Below are 17158 nucleotides of genomic sequence, written 5' to 3'. Positions count from 1 at the left end.
TTGTGGATCTCGAGGCCGAAGGTGAGTCATGCTCACCTCATGACCGCACCACCCGGGACCCAGGCGCCACGGGCCTCGCAACCTCCGACGCGAAACGGATGGGCGGCCGCGGGTGCCGGAGCCGCTGTCGGTCTACTGGGCGGCATGATCGGCCTTGGGGGCGCCGAGTTCCGATTGCCGCTGCTTATCGGGGTGTTCGGGTTCCTCGCCCTCCAAGCAGTGATCCTGAACAAGGCGATGAGCCTGCTCGTGGTCGCCACCGCGCTGCCCGCGCGCTTGGTCGCGGTGCCCTTGGACCAGCTCGCTCCGCACTGGCCGATCGTCGTCAACCTCCTCACGGGAAGCCTGCTGGGTGCCTACCTGGGCGCAGGCTGGGCCACCCGCATGGCCAACCGCACCCTCTACCGGGTCCTGGCGATCCTGCTGATCCTGATCGCGGCCGCTCTCCTGACCACCCATCTGGGCGACGTGCACCCATCTGGCCTCGACGGCCCTCTTGTCACGATCACCGGCATCGCCGCAGGGGCCGGTATCGGAGTCGTCGCGGCGTTGATGGGGGTCGCCGGAGGTGAACTTCTGATCCCTACGATCGTGCTGCTGTACGGGTCCGACATCAAACTCGCGGGAAGCCTGTCCCTGGCAGTGTCGCTGCCCACCATGCTTGTCGCGTTCGCCCGCTACAGCCAAGACCAGTCCTTCACCGTTCTTGCCCGCAACCGCACCTTCTCCTGGCCATGGCCACCGGATCCATCATCGGCACCGTCGCCGGCGGCGCACTGTTGGGCGTCATCCCTACCGAACTCCTCGTGCCATTGTTGGCCGCACTCCTCGTCGTGTCCGCGCACAAGGTCTGGCAACACGGGTAGCTCAGCGCCCAAAGCCCCGGGCGGTGCCTACCCTTACCTCCCACAGGTCGTCAGCCCGTGGCGCTGACGACCTGGGCGGACAGCCGAGCCACTCTCGCGGTGATGGCTTCGAGGGCGTCGTCGAAGGCTCTGTCGGTGCCTGCGGGTACGGGGTCGGGAATGGACCAGTGGGCCCAGTCGCGGCCGTCGAGGTCCTCGTGGGCACGGTCGCACACGGTGACGATGAGATCGTTGGCAAGGTCCGAATGCCCTAGTGCGCGCGGGGTGATCGCCGGGAGGTCGAGGTCGTGACGTTGGGCCGTAGCGATCGCGCCTTGGTGGGTGATTTCGCCCGGGTGGGTTCCCGCCGATGTCGCGGGGATGGCGCTGACACGTCGCCAAGCGGCGGTCGCCAGGTGGGAGCGCGCGGTGTTCGCGGTGCATACGAAGACGACGCGGGAGGCGCTCACCTGAGATTGCCCCGGACCCAGATCTCGCAGGAGCCACTCGTTGTGGCCGTTGAGGGAGAGGTACGAGCGGCGTGCGTCACCCTCGGAGCGGCGGCGCGTTACAAGCCCGGCGGAATCGAGGACCTTGAGGTGGTGTGCGAGCAAGTTGGACGGAATCGCCAGGGCCCTGCCCAACTCGGTCGCCGACCAGTCACTGACAGCGAGCAGATCGACGATGCGCAGCCGTGTGACGTCGGCGAGGGCGCCATGAAGAGCTGCTCGCCGCTGCAGAATCTCTGTTTGCTCAGTGTTCATTGACTCAAGTTTGACTGAGTGACTGGGTTGAGTCAACATTCTCGTGTGACCGACATTGAGACACCGCCCCTGCCGCGCCGCTTGCTCGCCGAGTTCCTCGGCACTGCCCTCCTGGTGGCCGTGGTCGTCGGGTCCGGCATTGCGGCAGCGGAGCTTTCCCCTGGGGACGTCGGGCTCCAGCTCCTCGAGAACAGCACGGCAACCGTGCTCGGCCTCGCGGTGCTCATCCTCATGTTCGGCCCGGTGTCCGGGGCTCACTTCAACCCGGTCGTCTCTCTGGCCGATTGGTTCATCGGGCGGCGCGCAGGGACGGGCCTTTCCCTCTCGGAGGTCGCTGCCTACGCGGTCGCGCAGGTCGTGGGCGCGATCACGGGTGCCGTCCTGGCCAACGCGATGTTCGGTGCATCGATGGCGTTGTCGACCAAGGAACGCGCCACCGGCCCTCACCTGCTTGCCGAGGTCGTCGCCACGAGTGTTCTGGTCGCTTTGATCTTCGCCCTGGCGCGCAGTGGCCGCGGCGCCATGGCCGCCCCGGCCGTCGGTGCCTACATCGGTGCCGCGTACTGGTTCACCAGCTCCACCTCGTTCGCCAACCCGGCGGTCACCGTTGGCCGTATCTTCTCCGACACGTTCGCTGGCATCGCCCCGAGTTCGGCCCCGGGGTTCGTGGTGGCGCAGCTGGTCGGCCTGGTCGTGGGCGTCGCCATCACCTTGGCTCTGTACCCCGACGCCGCCTCGAGCGCCGACGACGTCGTCGTCCCTCACCCCGCTCCATCAAACTCGGCCTAAGGAAAGGGCTCCGTCATGAGCACTGTCTCCCCCTCGAAGGACCCGTACGCGGCGATCACCGAGGACCTCACCTACTCCTACGAAGGTGTCTTCTCCTCGCAGAGCGTCGCCGCTGCCGTCGACGCCGCACGTCTGGCACTCGAGCCGGTGTCCACCGTCCAGACCTACCTTCCCGTGCTGGTCGCACGCCAGGCCCGGGAACAGCTGATGGCCGCAGCCCAGGCGGAAGGTCACATCGCCAAGACGGTCCCCGAGATCGTTTTCGTGTGTGTCCACAACGCCGGCCGCTCCCAGATGGCCGCAGCGATGACCGAACACCTCTCGGCCCGCCGGGTCCACGTCCGCTCCGCCGGCTCCGCCCCGTCGCGAGAGATCAACCCCATGGTCGTCGACGTTCTCGCCGAGCGCGGCATCTCACTGGTCACGGCCTACCCGAAACCGCTGTCCGACAATGTCATTCGCGCAGCCGACGTGATCATCACCATGGGTTGCGGCGACGCGTGCCCCATCTTCCCGGGCAAACGCTACGAGGACTGGGACGTCGCCGACCCGGCCGACCAGCCCATCGAAGTCGTCCGCGACATCCGCGATGACATCCAGGCCCGAGTCACCACCCTCCTGCGCGAAATCCTCAACTGACCCGAATCCGCCACACCAGAAGGAAGCCCACCCATGAGCACCGCAACCAAACCTTCGGTCCTGTTCGTCTGCGTGCACAACGCCGGACGATCGCAGATGGCCGCCGCGTACACCCATCACCTCTCCGGCGGCGCCGTCGAGGTCCTCTCGGCCGGATCCGCACCCGCAGACCAGGTGAATCCCTCCGCCGTCGAAGCCATGGCCGAAGAGGGCATCGACATCACCGCCGAAACCCCGAAGATCCTCACCACCGATGCCGTGCAGTCCAGCGACGTGGTCATCACCATGGGATGCGGCGACACCTGCCCCATCTTCCCGGGCAAGCGCTACGAGGACTGGGAACTCGAAGACCCCGCAGGCAAGGGCGTCGACTCCGTCCGCCCCATCCGCGACGACATCAAGCAGCGGGTTCTGACCCTCCTCGACGAGCTCGGCGTGACGCCCGTGAGCGCCTGAACGTCCCACGAGGAGAACGCACGTGACCACCGACGTCCGCAACGTCATCATCATCGGGTCCGGCCCGGCCGGCTACACCGCCGCCGTGTACGCCGCCCGCGCCAATCTCCAACCCGTGCTGTTCGAAGGGGCCGTCACTGCTGGTGGCGCCCTCATGAACACGACCGAGGTCGAGAACTTCCCCGGCTTCCGCGACGGCATCATGGGCCCGGACCTCATGGACCAGATGCGTGCCCAGGCCGAGCGCTTCGGCGCCGAGCTGGTCACCGACGACATCGAGTCCGTCTCCCTCGACGGCGAGATCAAGTCCGTCATCGACGGTGAGGGACGCACCTGGCGCGCCCGCTCGATCATCCTGGCCATGGGTTCGGCCTACCGCGAGCTCGGCCTGCCCGACGAGAAGCGCCTCTCCGGCCACGGTGTCTCCTGGTGTGCGACGTGCGACGGGTTCTTCTTCCGCGACCAGGACATCGCCGTCGTCGGTGGTGGCGACTCCGCCATCGAGGAGGCCACCTTCCTGACGAAGTTCGCCAAGTCGGTCACCCTCATCCACCGTCGGGACGAGCTGCGCGCCTCCAAGATCATGGCCGAGCGCGCGTTCGCCAACGACAAGATCAAGTTCGCCTGGAACAGCGGCGTGGACGCGGTCAATGGTGGCGACAAGCTGACCGGTGTGACCCTGCGCGACACCACAACCGGTGAGACCAGCGACCTGGCCGTCACCGGCCTGTTCATCGCGATCGGCCACGACCCCCGCAACGAGCTCATCAAGGGCGTCGTGGATCTGGACGACGAGGGCTACGTCCTCGTCCAGGGCCGTTCCACGCTCACCAACCTCCCCGGCGTCTTCGCCTGTGGCGACCTCGTCGACCACACCTACCGTCAGGCCATCACCGCTGCCGGCTCCGGTTGCGCCGCGGCCCTCGACGCCGAGAAGTTCCTCGCCCACTGACCACCGCGCGAGGATCGACGGCAGTCTCCTAGGCAGGGAGCTGAAGCAGCGAGGCCAACGCCCCGAGCACTCCGGGTGACACGGCGTAGTGCACCCAGGTCCCCTCTTTACGACTGGTGAGCAGGCCGGCTTCACGCAGCTTCTTGAGGTGGTGACTCACCGTCGGCTGGGAGACCCCCACATCCAGGACGTCGCACACACACAACTCGCCCCCCGGCGACGAGGCGATCATCGAGAAGATCCTCAGCCGCACCGGGTCACCCAGAGCCTTAAACATGGCCGCAGCCGTCACGGCCTGACTGACCTCGAGGACTGCGCCCGACAGGGGCGGGCAGCACCCCACCGCCTGGGCAGCGGTGCGGGGCGCCTCGATGACGGATGACTTCGACATTCATCTATCTTGACATCCGTCGATACGTTGGAGCAAGATCCTTATATCGACAGTTATCGATTCAAGGAGTGCGTTATGACCGATCCCCTGTCCGGCACCACCCACCCGGTCGCCGTCATCGGGGCGGGCCCGTCCGGCCTGGCCGCCGCCGCCAACCTGCTCGAGCGCGGACTCGACGTCGTCGTCCTCGAGGGCGGAACCCGTGCCGGCGAAGCGGTGAGCCAGTGGGGCCACGTCCGCCTGTTCTCCCAGTGGTCCGAGCTCGTGGACCCGGCCGGTCGCCGCCTCCTCGAGTCGGCCGGCTGGTCCGCGCCCAACCCTGACGACTACCCGACGGGTGAGCAGTGGTCGCAGGCCTACCTGCAGCCGTTGGCCGAAGCGTTGCACGCGTCGGATCGGGTCACGGTGCGGTACGACGCGCGCGTCGTGGGGGTCACCCGCCAGGGTCGCGACCTGGTCGTTGACTCCGGGCGAGAGACCGCACCCTTCGTCCTCCAGGTTCAGAGCGCCGCGGGCATCGAGCGCCTGACCGCGCATGCGGTCATCGACGCGTCGGGCACCTGGGGCGGCCCGAACCCACTGGGAGGAGACGGGCTCGCGGCCATCGGTGAGCGCGCCGCTGCGGACCGCATCACCTACCAGGTCCCGAACCTGCGGGACGAATCCGTGCGGGCCCGCTACGAGGGCCGCCACGTCGTCGTCGCCGGCGCCGGCGCCTCCGCCCAGAACGCGCTCGTCGAGCTTGCGGCCATCGCCAAGGACAACCCGAAGACTCGCGTCAGCTGGCTCGTGCGACGGCCGACGGCCAGCGGTGCCTTCGGGGGCGGTGACAACGACCAGCTCGTCGCCCGTGGCGCGCTCGGCACCCGCGCCAAGGAGGCCGTCGACTCCGGGGCGATCACCCCCATTACTGGATTCCGCACGTCCGAGGTGACCAACACCAGCGACGGGACCCTGTCGTTGACCTCGTTCGACGGGCAACAGGTCACCGGTGTCGACGAGGTCATCGTGGTCACCGGCTTCCGGCCCAACCTCAGCATGTTGTCCGAGGTCCGCCTGGACCTCGACCCGGTCCTGCAGGCCCCAGCAACACTCGCTCCCCTGATCGACCCCAACGTGCACTCCTGCGGCACGGTCTACCCTCACGGAGCCAAGGAGCTGGCCCAGCCCGAGATGGGTTTCTACCTGGTCGGCATGAAGTCCTACGGTCGCGCGCCGTCCTTCCTCGCGCTGACGGGCTTCGAGCAGGTCCGCAGCGTCGCAGCCGCGATCGCCGGCGACCACGAGGCAGCCGAGCGAGTCGAACTCACCCTGCCGGACTCCGGGGCGTGTGGCGGCTCAGGCCTGTTCGACGAACCCGCCCCCGCAGACGCCCAGGCAGGCGGCTGCTGCGGCGCACCCGCACCACAGGAACTCCTCAGCATCGGCACCACACCGTCGCGCTGACCCTGCCGCGCCCCTGGATGCCACCCGCGTGGTCGGCGTCCACGGGCGCGGTCCAGCAGGGCTGAAGATGTGGAAGGTTTCGACGAAGCGCACCTGGCGCCGTTGAGGCCCGCCACGTCAGCCGCGATCCCGGCCACGACCAACCCGGAGAGCCAATGACCACCGCGCCGAGCCCACCGGTCCTCATCATCACGGCCCGCGGCAGCACCGAACCCGCCAGTGGGTCCCGACTCCTCACACCCATCGCGCAGACCATCGCGCGGCGATACGCCGGCGACGTGCGCATCCTGAGCCTGGCCTACCCGGCCACCTTCACCAGTTTCGACCCGACGTTCCCCGCGCGCATCGACCTCGGACGCAGCCCAGCGATCGGTGTCCGCAACCTGGTGGCGGCCCTGCATGACCAAGCGGCCACTCGCCCTGAGCAACGGATCGTCCTGCTCGGCTGGTCCCAAGGGGCCCAGGTCATCACCGACACGCTCGCTGCGCCGCACCATCGGCGGGCCGGACACGACGCACCCGCACTGAACCGAACGGCGGCGCGACTGGTGCACGCGGTGGCACTGTTCGGCAACCCGACCTTCACGGCCGGGCAGCCCCACAACGCCGGCGAGTACGCGCCCGGAGTCAGTGGAGTCACCCCACACCACGCGGGTGCGCTCGAGAAGTTCACCGACCGCATCCGCGACTACTGCACTCTCACAGACATCGCAGCACAGAATGCTCCCGGCTCCGACGTCGATGGGCACGTGGCCTACTTCCACAACGGCATGCCCGACCAGTCAGCAGACTTTGTCCTCGAGCAGCTGTCCAGGACTCCCAGCACCTCCCACAAGAAGGCACCTCATTTGGGATAATTATCCAGTATATTTATCGCGTGCCTCGACCCGCGCTGACTGAGCAAGATCATCAGAAGGGACGCGCCCTCGGCCTCGTTCTGGTTCAGGCGCGAGGCGCACGCAGTTGCGACTCCGTGGCGCGCGCCAGTGGCGTCGTCGTCGACACGTTGAGGGCCATCGAACGTGGGAGTGTGGCCTCCCCGGGAGTGTTCGTCGTGTCCGCGGTGGCGCGCGAGTTGGGCCTGTCGGTTGATCAGGTCCTGGCAGACGTCGCCTACCGTGTCGACCCGGACCAGACGCGGATGAGCGGCCACCGATCATGAGCCGGGACGTCGCCTCGGCCCTGACGCCACGGGCGCCTGCCTGGGTCGAGAACGGGGCCCGCCTGTCGGGGGCCAGGGCCAACGCAGTGGTGACCATCAATCCGTTCGAGCATGAACGCCGCATGCAGGCGCACCTGGGTGCGGTGACCGACCTGGCCCTGCTAGACCTGTTCCTCACCCTTCCGCAGGGGTGGCCGGTGGCCACCACAGCGTTGGACCCCGAGGACTGGGACCACCTGCGACGGGCCCCGCGAGGTTGCTGGACCGGCGATCACGGCGTGGACATCGTCAGGTTGCTGCAGCGGCCCTGCCAAGTCGAAACGGTCGTGGTGGACGGTGACCGTTGGCACAAGAGCCTCGAGACGGCCCGACGGTTCGCTGCAGCCGCTCCCGTCGTGGTTCGAACCCCTGCAGATGCTCGGGTGGACTCGTCGATGCTGTGGGCAGCGCAGCTCTTGGGCATCGGGGTGTGGCAGGTCGAAGGCGCCGACCACAGGGTCCTGGTCGCGCCCGAGGTCCCTCCCGGCGGGGTCGTCAAGGCGGCCAAGTGGCGTTTCGAGGAATGGGCCTACCGCCAGTGGCTGACCACTACAGGATCGCGGACACCTCGTCGGGAACCGGAAACAGTTCTCGATCCAACCGCAGCAAGTTCATCAGAACCCGGTCGTAGTCACTGACCGGGAGGACCCGGCTCAGCGGCAAGTGCGCCAGGGCCGCACCGATGCGCTGATGGTGTGCGGATGCCGGTCCAGGAGTGGAGAACTCGGCGTCCATTTCGAGGGCGGCCAGGGCCTGCGAGACGGCGTGGATGTTGTGATCCACGACCCTCAGTCGCGAGCCCGGTGTCGGGGTGTAGCCATCGACAGAACGACCGCACACCGGACAACGCGGCGCGTGGGACGTCACGTACCAGTCGGCGTAGACCCCTGGGCTGCGCATCTCGAGCAGGTCAGGGTGCAGCAGCCCGGGCACGAAGTCCTTGGCGTTCTTGTTGAACCCGTTGACGCCAGGCGGTGACGGAAACCGCAGAGTGGAGTTCGTGCCCACATAGGCCCTCTGTGCGCCGTGGGCGATCGCGTCGAGCGCCACCAGCGGTTGTACCCCGACCAGCCACACCCGCTCGAGCTTGGTCACCATCCAGCGCAGCCCGTCCAGGACTTCACTGCTCTGCAAGCCTTCCCCCTTGGCGGCGAACAGCAGCGCAACCGGCCCTTCGGGAAGCGCCGACACCTGATCCACGAATTGGTCCCGGCTGCCGCGGCGGAGCATGCCTTGATCCGTCGGGATGAACGGGATGACCCTGTCCACTGATTCCTGCGTCCAGTGACGCACCTGGGCCTGAAGGGTTCCCCAGTCCTCGGCAGGGACGAACCCCGAGGGGGCGAGCAGTGTTGCCCCAGGGGGGAACCCAGACGCCCACTGCGTCAGGGTCACCCCCAGGAGGCCATCGTCGCCCCCCAGCTCTGATGGTCGTTGCGCGGTGGCGACGTGGCGCCGCCACGAACCGCAGTCAAGGGTGACCTGGTCCGCGGCCGCGCGAGGCCAGCAGGCTCGCTGCACCACCCCTGGCTTGGCGTCGTGGATCAGGACCGGGCGGGTCCAGCTCTCGTGTGCCGACGCGACCGTGTGGGCATGGCCGTGAACGGTGTAGGTGCCGATCGACTCCATGGTCTGCTCCAACTCTGCTGCCACTGGGCTTTCGAGTGTGGCATCGAGAATTAGTGTCGAAATGATGCGCGCCCTGTCGGCGCGTCGCTGGCCGGGTTCCGATCGCCTTATGGGCTTTGACCAGTACAGTCGAAGGGAAGATATTGCGCGGATTGATGGTGGTTGGAGGTGAGGGCATGCCAAGGTCGGCGAGACTTGTCCCGGTGCCTTCCCTGACTCCGGAGGACCTCAGCGCGTTCTGCCTGCGGTGCCACACGGAGTTCACGCGCCCCGCACAACCGGGCCGGCCCGCGTTGTACTGCACCCCGGTATGCCGCACGGAGGCCTACCGGGAACTGCGTCAGGCCCGGGCCCGGTTGGCTCACTTCGAGGGCGTGGTGGCTGACTTGCGGCGCACGGTGTTGTATCTCGAGCGCGGCGATGACTCCGCCCCGCAGGAGCACATCCGCCACGCCCACCTCCAAGACTTGCAGAGGGCCCTGGACCGGGCCCGGGGCACGGCAGAGGCCCTCGCGGGCGGGCCCGAAAGGTCGCTGCCGCCGCTGGAGGCCTTGGTCGAGGCAGCCGCCCAGGTGATGACCGACTTGTCGTCCGAGTAGTGCCCAGGTGATGACCGACTTGTCGTCCGAGTAGTCCTGCGCTCGCCCCTGCCGGTTACGAGTAGGTGGCGCGTTGTCTCAGCGCCGTGGCAATGGCAGCGCTCCCCGCGAACCGCGCGACCGGCCGAGCACGACAGGCCCGATCGTCAGATCACGAGACACGCTGCCCGCTGGTGCGCGAGGCCTCGGCGGGCACGTCGGTGCTCGCCAGGAGTCGTTGGGCTGTCGCGGCGACGGCCCCGAAGTAGTCCGCCAGGAGCCCCCGGCTCTCGAGGTTCCACCAGGTACGACGCAGGGCCATCTGATGACGGCCCTGGTTCCCTTGGTGCTCGCCCGCCGTTCTCATGTCGTCTCCGGTGACGATCATGAGGGCCGCCAGGCCCGCGGCCCGTTGCGCCTGCGGGATGGATAGCCAGGGTGTGAAGTCGCTCAATTCGGGCACGACGAGCTCGCGCGGCAGGAGCGGCGGGAAGGTAGTGCGTGCCCGCACTTTCGCCTCAGAAGTCGCCAACAGGAGGTGCTCGGCGGGGATACGAATGTCTTTGGCCCAGAGCCCCAAGTACTGGCCGTGCTGCCCGGCGTAACGCAGGAGATCGGCGCGCAATCCAAACGGCGAAGTGGCGCCGTGCCTTTCCAGAGCCCAGGAGAGCGCTCCGCCCGGGTGCTTGGCGCCGGCGAGGTCGAGAACGGTGTCAGGCCAGGTGTCCATGGGCGTCTCGATGGCGGTGAACGCATCAGGCAGGATCCGCGCAATGAACCACGGCTCGACCAGTCCAGTCATCTTGAGACGAAGGCCACCGCGGACACGGGAGAGGACCTCGACGGCGGCGTTGAGCTCGATGAACCCGTCGCGCCGGCTGAGCCGGGCGAAGCTGTCCTGACCCTTGATGATGGCCATGAACTGCTCTTGGACCTCGAGCAACTCATCGAAGTCCGTGTCGGCGTTCTCGTCGGGGTTGTGGGGACGCAACAGGCAGAGGTGGATCGGGCAGATCGTGTACCAGGGGTAGCGCCATTCCAGCCGGGTGATGTCGGGGGTCTGCCGGTCGCAGGCACGGCAGAATCTGTCGAAACGGGCATCGACCAACCACCCGAGGGTTGCCTGATCGGCCAAGGTCGCGGTGCCGGTGGCGGGGTCGAACGTTGCGGCAGGGACACGGTCGAAGCCGATGGTGATGTCCTCATCGGTCGAGGCCAGCATGGCGCGGACCTCGTCGGGGGTGAGGTTGAGTCGCCTCGCGGTGGATGCCACAGTACGGTCCGTCATGGCGATGCCGCTGCTGCGGGCGCATCTGCCGGCACGGATCCGGGTGGCCCATCGTGCACTGATGGGGGCGACCACGGCGGCCGGGCTGGCCGAGAAGGTGACGGCGACACGTTTGAGGTATCCGGGCAGGGTTTCGCGCGGTTGCGGCTCCAACCGCAACGGAAGCGGTCGTGGTGCGTCGTGGACGTCGTCTGTTGTCATGGTGTCCTCGCCGGCACGCTACAGGGGCACCAAGGGCTGGTCGGGTCGACACGACGACACGTCGCGTCCTGGGCTCCACGCAAGGACAGCAGCCCGTACGCGTCGGGCAGCACGGGGTGGTGTGCCCAGGCGGCACGTTCCGGCTGGTCCGCCAGCTGGGGGCTCAACGTGCGCGCGGCGGCAAGCAGGTCGCCTCGCAGGCCCGGGAACGCGCTGGAGAAGCAGTACCGGGTCCACTGCCTCGCCTTGGCCGGCGGGATGCCGAGCCGGGCGCCGGCTTCGGCCCATGGGTGGCCGTCGTGGATGCGGGTGAGGACCAGTGAGGTCACGGCTCGCAGGATCAGGACATCTGGCTTGCGGCTGGATCGGCGCTGCGGCGGGAGCGCGCACGGCCAGACCAGTTGGGGGACGTCGTCGAGGGTCCAGTCCTGGACTGGCAGCTGCTGTTGGGCGATCAGCCGTTCCCGGGTGAGCAGGATGTGGACTCGGCCGGTGCGCTGCAACGCCGTGGCGATCGCCGGCGTCAAGGCCGTGGAGGGGGCGGTGACACGGCCGAAGGTGTCGGCGTGAGGGCTGCGGATGCCGGCGTCGCGGCACCACCGTTGCAGGATGTCCGCGGCCTCGTCGGGGGTGGCCGCGTCGAGCAGGGGCTGGACCGTCATCACGAGGTCTGCCATGACCGCCGGGTCCCGTGGCGGGGTTGCCCGCCGGTGGGTGCGCCCCCAGTCAATGGTGGGTGTGCGGCCCAGGGCGACGGCGATCCCGATGGCGGACTGCCACGCCCGCAGCGTCTCAAGTGAGGGGTAGTCGATGCCGTGGACCGCTGCGTGGCCGCCCGCGATGACCTGCTCGAACATGGCGCTGGCCCGGATCGTCTCCCACGGAGCGGGAAGCGGATCTTGGGCGGTGAGGTCGGCACCGCAGGTGCCCGGCGCGCGGTTCAGGGACGGGAGGTCGCATCGCTTGCCGTCGGGGCGGCTCATGGCCCGGGAGGGGGCGCTGGCGTGCAGGTGTGTGTACAGGCCAGGGGTGCCGCCGCACCCCGGGCAGGTGTGGCGCAGCCAAGTGGCGTGCGCGCGGCAGGTGAGGACCCAGGGAAGGCGCCAGGACAGCCGCCAAATCCCGTCCTCAGCCAAGCAGGTGGGGCAGTAACGGCTCCCGGCCAAGAAGACCCAGCCCTGGTTGGCCACCCGGCGAGTGCCGTCGATTCGACGCCGTCCGTCGTGGTCGAACAGGCCGGTCAGGTCGAAGGCTCGCTGGTCGAAGCGGGACAGGTGCATCGCGTGGACGTCGTCGGGGCTGATGCCCAGATGGTGCGCAACGCGGGTCGCATGATCAGGAGCCAGGACCACGCCGTGGTATCCGGGCCACCGGCCGTTGTGGAGCAGGCCGATGTGACGAGCCAAGGACTGCAGGGTGCACAGGTGGGCGGCGGCGCTGCGGGACAGGTAGGACTGCCACGTTTCGTCGTCGTGGGTCGCGGTCCGCAGGGCAACGGCGGGCATGCGCGGTCCTTCAGGCCGGGGCTGCGTCGTCGAGGGCGGGGCGGGTCGCGGCCAGGGCTGCCCCGTCCAGCGTGCTCTCGTGGGTGATGGCGTGGATGGCGGCCTCCTTGACCCAGTTGATCGCGATGCCAGGACGTCCTGCGGAGCCCTCAGCTAGCGAAGCGATGACCCCCTTCTGGTTGAGTCGGCACTGCTTCGGTCCGCCGGGAAACGCGAGCCGTTCACTCATGGTGGCGGCCAGCCGTTCCCACCCGGTGACGCGCTTGCCGTCCGGTGGTGGCCATTGCGCGCAGGTGACCCAGGTTCCGGCGCTGCGGAGCCGGACCTGTTCACCGGCGCTGCCGGAGAAGATTCCCTGCTCGCGCAGGTTGGCGCCGACGATGACAGCGGTGGCCGGGATGCCGGTGATCAACCCTTTGAGCGTTGTCGCCAGGCTGGTCGAGTCTCGGCTGCGGGCGCCAAGGATTCCGTGGCTGTCATCGACGATGTAGCCGACCATCCCCACCTGGGGTGCCAGATCGCGGATCTTGGACAAGAACTGCGGGGTGCGGTCCCGGCTGTCTTTGACGATGCCGATGGCGTCGCCCAGGGCCTCGGTGATGGAGGCGGCGCCGTGGTGCTGGGTGACTTCGGTGTAAGCCCATGCGGTGGGGTGCAAGCAGGATGGGTCCGGCGGTGGCTGCTGCCGGGCAGCGCGGGTCTGTTCGAGGGCGCAGCCCAGGACGGCATACGTCTTGCCGGCCATGGGCGGTCCGTCGACGACCACCACGTGCTGTCCGTGCAGGGGTGCGTGCCGGTTGCGGAGTTGGGCGCGCTCGATGGCGTCGCGGATGGCTCTGACGTCGTCGGTGGGGATGGGCCCCAAACTGAGGTTGTAGGCCACGAAAGCGTCCAGGGTGTCGGCGTCGAGGGTGGCGCCGGTGACGCTCGGTCGAGCAGGGGTGGCCCGGTCGAGATACGCACCCCAGTCGTCGGGGTTCTGCGGGTGGAAGGTCGCGTTCACGCCTGATCCCACAGGTCGTCGGCGAGCCCGGTGAAGTCGAGGGTCTCGTCCGGGTCGTCCTCGTCATCGGCGAGGTCGGCGTCAAGGATCTCGTCGCTGTCGGCGGTCGTGTCGACGAGTTGGCCGGTGACGACGTCGTCGTCACCGAAGGCAAGCTTGCGGAACTCGGGGCTGGCGTCGGCGAGGTCGTGGGCGTAGTCGCGTGACCTGGACGCCTCCAGGGCGGCAAGCCGGGCCTCGTTGCGGGAGGCGAAGGCGTCCTCGGAGTGGCGGTTGATGAACTCGGCACGCAACTGGGAGACCTGCGGTCCGGTCAGAGGGCGTCCGGTGGAGGTGACGATCTGGGCCCGAACGGCCCGGTCGAACAGTTCCGTGGCGGGCATGCGGGTGGGGATGGCCGCGCCAGCTCTGGGGATGCACAGGTAGTCCCCGGTGACGGGGTGGCGGGCGTACACCCGGTCGGTGTCCCACCGATCCCAGTACACCGTCAATGGTCGGGCGGGGGCTCCGACGCCTCGCGCCAGGAGCGCGCGCAGGGAGCGCAGTTCGGCGCTGTTGTATTGGCGACCGTCGACGTTGACGCCGTAAGGGTGGACGATGCACTGCTGGTCCTTCATCGCCCGGATGTGATCCCACGGGTCGCTGGGCATCTCGATCCATCCGCCACCGGCAATGTAGGCCGTGAAGATCCCGGCCGGGCACAACGGCACCTGGGACTGGTGGAGCTCGGCGAGCCCGTCGTGGGGTTCCCAGTTGTAGATGTTGAGGATGTACTCCCACAGGGCGTCGCGCAGATCCTGAGCGGTCAGGCAGGCGCGGCTCTCAGCGTCGGCCGGGTGGTTGCCCGGGTGCTCGCCCTTGAACCCTCCCAGGATGGACTCGATCTCCCGGTAGGTGTTGTGCAGCGCCTCGATGGTGCCTTTGGCGTGCGCGGCTTTCGGCGGGCAGAACACGACGTCAACGCCGGCGCGGGCGCACACCGACATCAGGTGAAGCGAGTCCATCTCCTTGCCGTGGTCGAGAACGATGGTGCTGGGGACGATGGCGGGTTTGCGCCCGATCAGGTCCACCACGGCGCCCGGCTCGGGGTCGGTGTCGACCTCGTTGACGATGGAGACCAGGCGGGGCATGCCGTGGAAGTTCTCCAGCTCGTAGGGCCATCCGGCGCGGGTCACCATGGGTCGCCCCATGTCGCAGATCAGCATGGACACGTCGCGGCTGGTCGCCTTGCCCAGGACCACCCGCAGGGCCACGACGCAGCGGGTGAACACGTCGATCGCGGACAGGATGGTCGCCTTGGCCCAACCCAGCCGGGGATCCCACACGTGGATCGTGGTGTCGGTGGCGTCGATCTGGACGATCTCCCCGGGTCGCGACACCTGCCGGCGGCCGTAGACGGTGTCGGGTTTGATCGCCACCCGTTGACGGCCCTTGGCGTCCAGGTGCAGGTCGAGGTCTCTGGACAGCTCCCCGATGACGACGCCGAGCTTGTACTGCGAAATGCGATCCGGCACCTTTTCGCGCAGCAGCGCGGCCAGGACCTTGTCCCGCAGGGCGCGGTCGCTGATCCTGGCCCGGTCCGGTTCTTTCCGAAGGGCCTCGGTGATGACGGTCAGGGCATGATCGGACACTCCTTCGAGGCGGCGGGTGTGCAGTTTGCGGTTGCCGTGGATCAGGGCGTCGATGCCGCCACGTCGGATGTGCCGCAGCTGCCGGCGCAGGGTGGGGACCGAACCGTGCGCCACCTCGCGTGCGGCCAACTCACGGGACTTGCGTTCCAGGCGCTGGGCTTTGGTTGTGGTGTCCGGGTCGTAGTCCGGCGACAGACGGCCCTGGCGGCGGTCGCCGTCGGGGTCGCCGCGGCGGCTGCCCGTGTCGACCTGCAGGAGGTCTTGGTATCGCTCCTCGACCTGGGCTCGGACCGAGGGTGGCAGGTCGGCCAGGACCGGCGAAACAGGAGGGTCGTCGTCGTTCTGACTTTCGTCGGCCGCCTCGGTTGAGGTGGCGGTGAGGCGGCCGACCAGCTCCAGCCACGACACCCGCTCCAACCCCTCTCCCGTGTCCAGCAAGGCGGTCAGCTTGCCGGAGGCGTCCCGGTCGAACATCTCGAGCCGCACTGTGCGTCCGTCGATCTGCAGGTACTCGCCCGGCTGCAGTCGGGTGCGTCCGCGGGGCGGGTCCCCCGGCTCCTCATCCTCGGGGGTCACAGCGAGATCTGACATGAGGAACTCCTTCGGGTCAGGGGGCGTCGCTGGACGCGACTGTCGATCCGGATCGGGGCGGTCAGGTCAACGAAGAGCTGCCGGGTGGCCACCAGGTGCCACAAGGCGCCGTGGTCGGGCCGGCTCTGCCCCAGAGCGGCCGCGGCGTGTTGCACGGTGCATGTCTCTGGGAGGCCACGGGCGGCCTGCACCCATCCAGGCACCCGTTCCGGGGGCGCGTGCCGGTGGGCGTACACGAAGGAGACGTTGCGTTGGTGCTGGGCCGACAGTTCGCCGCGCAGCTCGTAACGCCAGCCCAAGGCGGTGGCCGTCGCCTGGGCAAGGACGAACACCGCGTGCGCCTCCGCGGAGTCCAGGCGGGCACGCCGTGTCACGTCGAGGAGGGTGACGACACCGTCGACCGTGACATAGAGCGCGTCCGGGACGTGGGTGCGCACCCCCGACGCGAAGGGCCACTCCAGTCGCAGCGGCTGGGTGGTCATTTGGGTGATCGGACGCGTCAGCAGCAGGTCGCGGTAGCTCTCCTGCTCGTTGCGGGACTCGAACCACCCAGCGTGGGCTTCCCGGTCCACCGACGGTAACGCCATCCGGCCGATGTAGTTCCGCATCCCTTGGTAAGACACCGGGCGACGCACCTCGGCCAGCACATCCGGTGTCAACGTCGCGGCGCTTGGAACATCGCACGTCTTCTGCCGGTCACGACCCGAGACCAGGTCCACCTCCCGGATGGTCACCGACGAGGTGAGCGCGACCTGGCGAGCCAGAGCGGCGTCCTGTGCCGCCGAAACGACCTCTTCCCACGGGGCTCGCGGCCCACGAAGAGATTCGAGGAAGTCCACTCGGGTTCCGCGACGATGCGACACGCTCGCGCGCGTGACCGTCACAGCGGCACCCGGACCTTCGACACAGCGTTGACACAACGTGGGCTGTCCCCAAGAATGGCAAGGCAAAGCCTCCTTGCTTGATCTGACAGGTTTCGACGCGCGACCACGAATCGCGCGGTACACCACACACGCGCCGGGTTCCCGCCCGGCCTTGTGTGTGTCTGGGGTGTTTGAGGCTCCCAGCGCCGCCCCGTTGGCGCTACGTACTCCCTGTCACCAGACCGCCTCTCACGCGTCGCGGACCAACCACAACGCCGTCACCGGGTGCGATGCGCCCCCTTGGCGCACCCCGCCATCAAACGTACCCGTGCGCGCAAGGGCGACGCAGAGATTGCGGGCTCTTCCCAGATGAGGGTGTAGGTCGG

18 protein-coding genes are annotated in these 17158 nt (G+C 68.3%); 10 read left to right on the top strand and 8 right to left on the bottom strand.

The window, feature by feature from the left end; all coding sequences use genetic code 11:
- Nucleotides 1-39 precede the first annotated feature (39 nt).
- Nucleotides 40-933: a sulfite exporter TauE/SafE family protein gene (locus tag N802_RS14200; RefSeq protein ID WP_211254427.1), complete on the top strand. Its 894-nt coding sequence runs from the start codon at nt 40-42 to the stop codon at nt 931-933.
- On the opposite strand, the gene N802_RS14195 is transcribed toward N802_RS14200, so the two are convergent.
- Nucleotides 917-1609: an arsenate reductase/protein-tyrosine-phosphatase family protein gene (locus tag N802_RS14195; protein WP_035917544.1), complete on the bottom strand. Its 693-nt coding sequence runs from the start codon at nt 1607-1609 to the stop codon at nt 917-919. The two genes, N802_RS14200 and N802_RS14195, sit on opposite strands and share 17 nt — an antisense overlap.
- A 45-nt stretch (nt 1610-1654) precedes the next feature.
- Between N802_RS14195 and N802_RS14190 the strand changes: the two genes are divergently transcribed.
- Genes N802_RS14190 through trxB form a run of 4 tightly spaced genes read left to right on the top strand, consistent with a single transcriptional unit; the run spans nt 1655 to nt 4445 of the window.
- A complete protein-coding gene (locus tag N802_RS14190) occupies nt 1655-2398 on the top strand; it encodes an aquaporin (protein WP_084072234.1) in 744 nt (247 codons plus the stop codon).
- A gap of 15 nt (nt 2399-2413) precedes the next feature.
- On the top strand, nt 2414-3037 hold the full coding sequence (locus tag N802_RS14185; protein ID WP_035917543.1) for an arsenate-mycothiol transferase ArsC: 624 nt from the start codon (nt 2414-2416) through the stop codon (nt 3035-3037).
- 33 nt (nt 3038-3070) lie between these two features.
- Entirely contained in the window at nt 3071-3493 is a 423-nt protein-coding gene (locus N802_RS14180; RefSeq protein WP_035917542.1) for an arsenate reductase ArsC, read from the top strand.
- A 22-nt stretch (nt 3494-3515) separates the two neighbouring features.
- The gene (gene trxB, locus N802_RS14175; protein ID WP_035917541.1) at nt 3516-4445 is read left to right on the top strand and encodes a thioredoxin-disulfide reductase; all 930 of its coding nucleotides are present in this window, start codon (nt 3516-3518) and stop codon (nt 4443-4445) included.
- Between the two features lie 28 nt (nt 4446-4473).
- Here trxB and N802_RS14170 read toward each other — a convergent pair whose 3' ends face one another.
- On the bottom strand, nt 4474-4836 hold the full coding sequence (locus N802_RS14170; protein WP_035917540.1) for an ArsR/SmtB family transcription factor: 363 nt from the start codon (nt 4834-4836) through the stop codon (nt 4474-4476).
- Nucleotides 4837-4911: 75 nt separating this feature from the next.
- Here N802_RS14170 and N802_RS14165 point away from each other — a divergent pair, with 75 nt between their 5' ends.
- The 4 genes from N802_RS14165 to N802_RS20285 all read left to right on the top strand — a co-directional run bounded on the left by N802_RS14165 (nt 4912) and on the right by N802_RS20285 (nt 8121).
- Nucleotides 4912-6282 (top strand): FAD-dependent oxidoreductase, encoded by a 1371-nt coding sequence (locus tag N802_RS14165; protein ID WP_035917539.1) that lies wholly within the window; start codon nt 4912-4914, stop codon nt 6280-6282.
- A gap of 155 nt (nt 6283-6437) precedes the next feature.
- The gene (locus N802_RS14160; protein WP_052109969.1) at nt 6438-7139 is read left to right on the top strand and encodes a cutinase family protein; all 702 of its coding nucleotides are present in this window, start codon (nt 6438-6440) and stop codon (nt 7137-7139) included.
- Between the two features lie 20 nt (nt 7140-7159).
- On the top strand, nt 7160-7444 hold the full coding sequence (locus N802_RS14155; RefSeq protein ID WP_052109968.1) for a helix-turn-helix domain-containing protein: 285 nt from the start codon (nt 7160-7162) through the stop codon (nt 7442-7444).
- The gene (locus tag N802_RS20285; RefSeq protein WP_156971424.1) at nt 7441-8121 is read left to right on the top strand and encodes a hypothetical protein; all 681 of its coding nucleotides are present in this window, start codon (nt 7441-7443) and stop codon (nt 8119-8121) included. The genes N802_RS14155 and N802_RS20285 overlap by 4 nt, the downstream gene beginning before the upstream one ends.
- Here the strand turns inward: N802_RS20285 and N802_RS14145 are convergent.
- On the bottom strand, nt 8033-9136 hold the full coding sequence (locus N802_RS14145) for a hypothetical protein (protein WP_156971423.1): 1104 nt from the start codon (nt 9134-9136) through the stop codon (nt 8033-8035). The genes N802_RS20285 and N802_RS14145 overlap by 89 nt on opposite strands.
- A 179-nt stretch (nt 9137-9315) precedes the next feature.
- Between N802_RS14145 and N802_RS14140 the strand changes: the two genes are divergently transcribed.
- Nucleotides 9316-9711: a hypothetical protein gene (locus tag N802_RS14140; protein WP_035917535.1), complete on the top strand. Its 396-nt coding sequence runs from the start codon at nt 9316-9318 to the stop codon at nt 9709-9711.
- A 151-nt stretch (nt 9712-9862) separates the two neighbouring features.
- On the opposite strand, the gene N802_RS14135 is transcribed toward N802_RS14140, so the two are convergent.
- From N802_RS14135 to N802_RS14115, 5 genes are read right to left on the bottom strand one after another with little or no spacing between them, the layout of a single operon-like run.
- Nucleotides 9863-11179, bottom strand: a complete 1317-nt coding sequence (locus N802_RS14135) for a TniQ family protein (RefSeq protein ID WP_035917534.1) — start codon at nt 11177-11179, stop codon at nt 9863-9865.
- Nucleotides 11176-12684 (bottom strand): TniQ family protein, encoded by a 1509-nt coding sequence (locus N802_RS14130; RefSeq protein ID WP_035917533.1) that lies wholly within the window; start codon nt 12682-12684, stop codon nt 11176-11178. The genes N802_RS14135 and N802_RS14130 overlap by 4 nt, the downstream gene beginning before the upstream one ends.
- 10 nt (nt 12685-12694) lie before the next feature.
- Entirely contained in the window at nt 12695-13687 is a 993-nt protein-coding gene (locus N802_RS14125; protein WP_035917532.1) for a TniB family NTP-binding protein, read from the bottom strand.
- Nucleotides 13684-15909 (bottom strand): hypothetical protein, encoded by a 2226-nt coding sequence (locus N802_RS14120; protein ID WP_156971422.1) that lies wholly within the window; start codon nt 15907-15909, stop codon nt 13684-13686. Before N802_RS14120 ends, N802_RS14125 begins: the two co-directional genes overlap by 4 nt.
- Nucleotides 15891-16748: a hypothetical protein gene (locus N802_RS14115; protein WP_156971421.1), complete on the bottom strand. Its 858-nt coding sequence runs from the start codon at nt 16746-16748 to the stop codon at nt 15891-15893. Before N802_RS14115 ends, N802_RS14120 begins: the two co-directional genes overlap by 19 nt.
- Nucleotides 16749-17158 lie beyond the last annotated feature (410 nt).

Origin of the sequence: Knoellia sinensis KCTC 19936 (genome assembly GCF_000768705.1) — a bacterium.
Taxonomy (GTDB): domain Bacteria; phylum Actinomycetota; class Actinomycetes; order Actinomycetales; family Dermatophilaceae; genus Knoellia; species Knoellia sinensis.
The sequence above is the reverse complement of the archived record's forward strand: the minus strand, read 5'-3'. Positions and strand labels throughout refer to the sequence as shown.

Excerpts from the sequence above, each read along its gene's own strand:
- N802_RS14200 (WP_211254427.1), top strand. The coding sequence starts at position 40 with ATGACCGCACCACCCGGGACCCAGGCGCCACGGGCCTCGCAACCTCCG.
- N802_RS14195 (WP_035917544.1), bottom strand. The coding sequence starts at position 1,609 with ATGAACACTGAGCAAACAGAGATTCTGCAGCGGCGAGCAGCTCTTCAT.
- N802_RS14185 (WP_035917543.1), top strand. The coding sequence starts at position 2,414 with ATGAGCACTGTCTCCCCCTCGAAGGACCCGTACGCGGCGATCACCGAG.
- N802_RS14180 (WP_035917542.1), top strand. The coding sequence starts at position 3,071 with ATGAGCACCGCAACCAAACCTTCGGTCCTGTTCGTCTGCGTGCACAAC.
- N802_RS14170 (WP_035917540.1), bottom strand. The coding sequence starts at position 4,836 with ATGTCGAAGTCATCCGTCATCGAGGCGCCCCGCACCGCTGCCCAGGCG.
- N802_RS14165 (WP_035917539.1), top strand. The coding sequence starts at position 4,912 with ATGACCGATCCCCTGTCCGGCACCACCCACCCGGTCGCCGTCATCGGG.
- N802_RS14160 (WP_052109969.1), top strand. The coding sequence starts at position 6,438 with ATGACCACCGCGCCGAGCCCACCGGTCCTCATCATCACGGCCCGCGGC.
- N802_RS20285 (WP_156971424.1), top strand. The coding sequence starts at position 7,441 with ATGAGCCGGGACGTCGCCTCGGCCCTGACGCCACGGGCGCCTGCCTGG.
- N802_RS14135 (WP_035917534.1), bottom strand. The coding sequence starts at position 11,179 with ATGACAACAGACGACGTCCACGACGCACCACGACCGCTTCCGTTGCGG.
- N802_RS14130 (WP_035917533.1), bottom strand. The coding sequence starts at position 12,684 with ATGCCCGCCGTTGCCCTGCGGACCGCGACCCACGACGACGAAACGTGG.
- N802_RS14120 (WP_156971422.1), bottom strand. The coding sequence starts at position 15,909 with ATGTCAGATCTCGCTGTGACCCCCGAGGATGAGGAGCCGGGGGACCCG.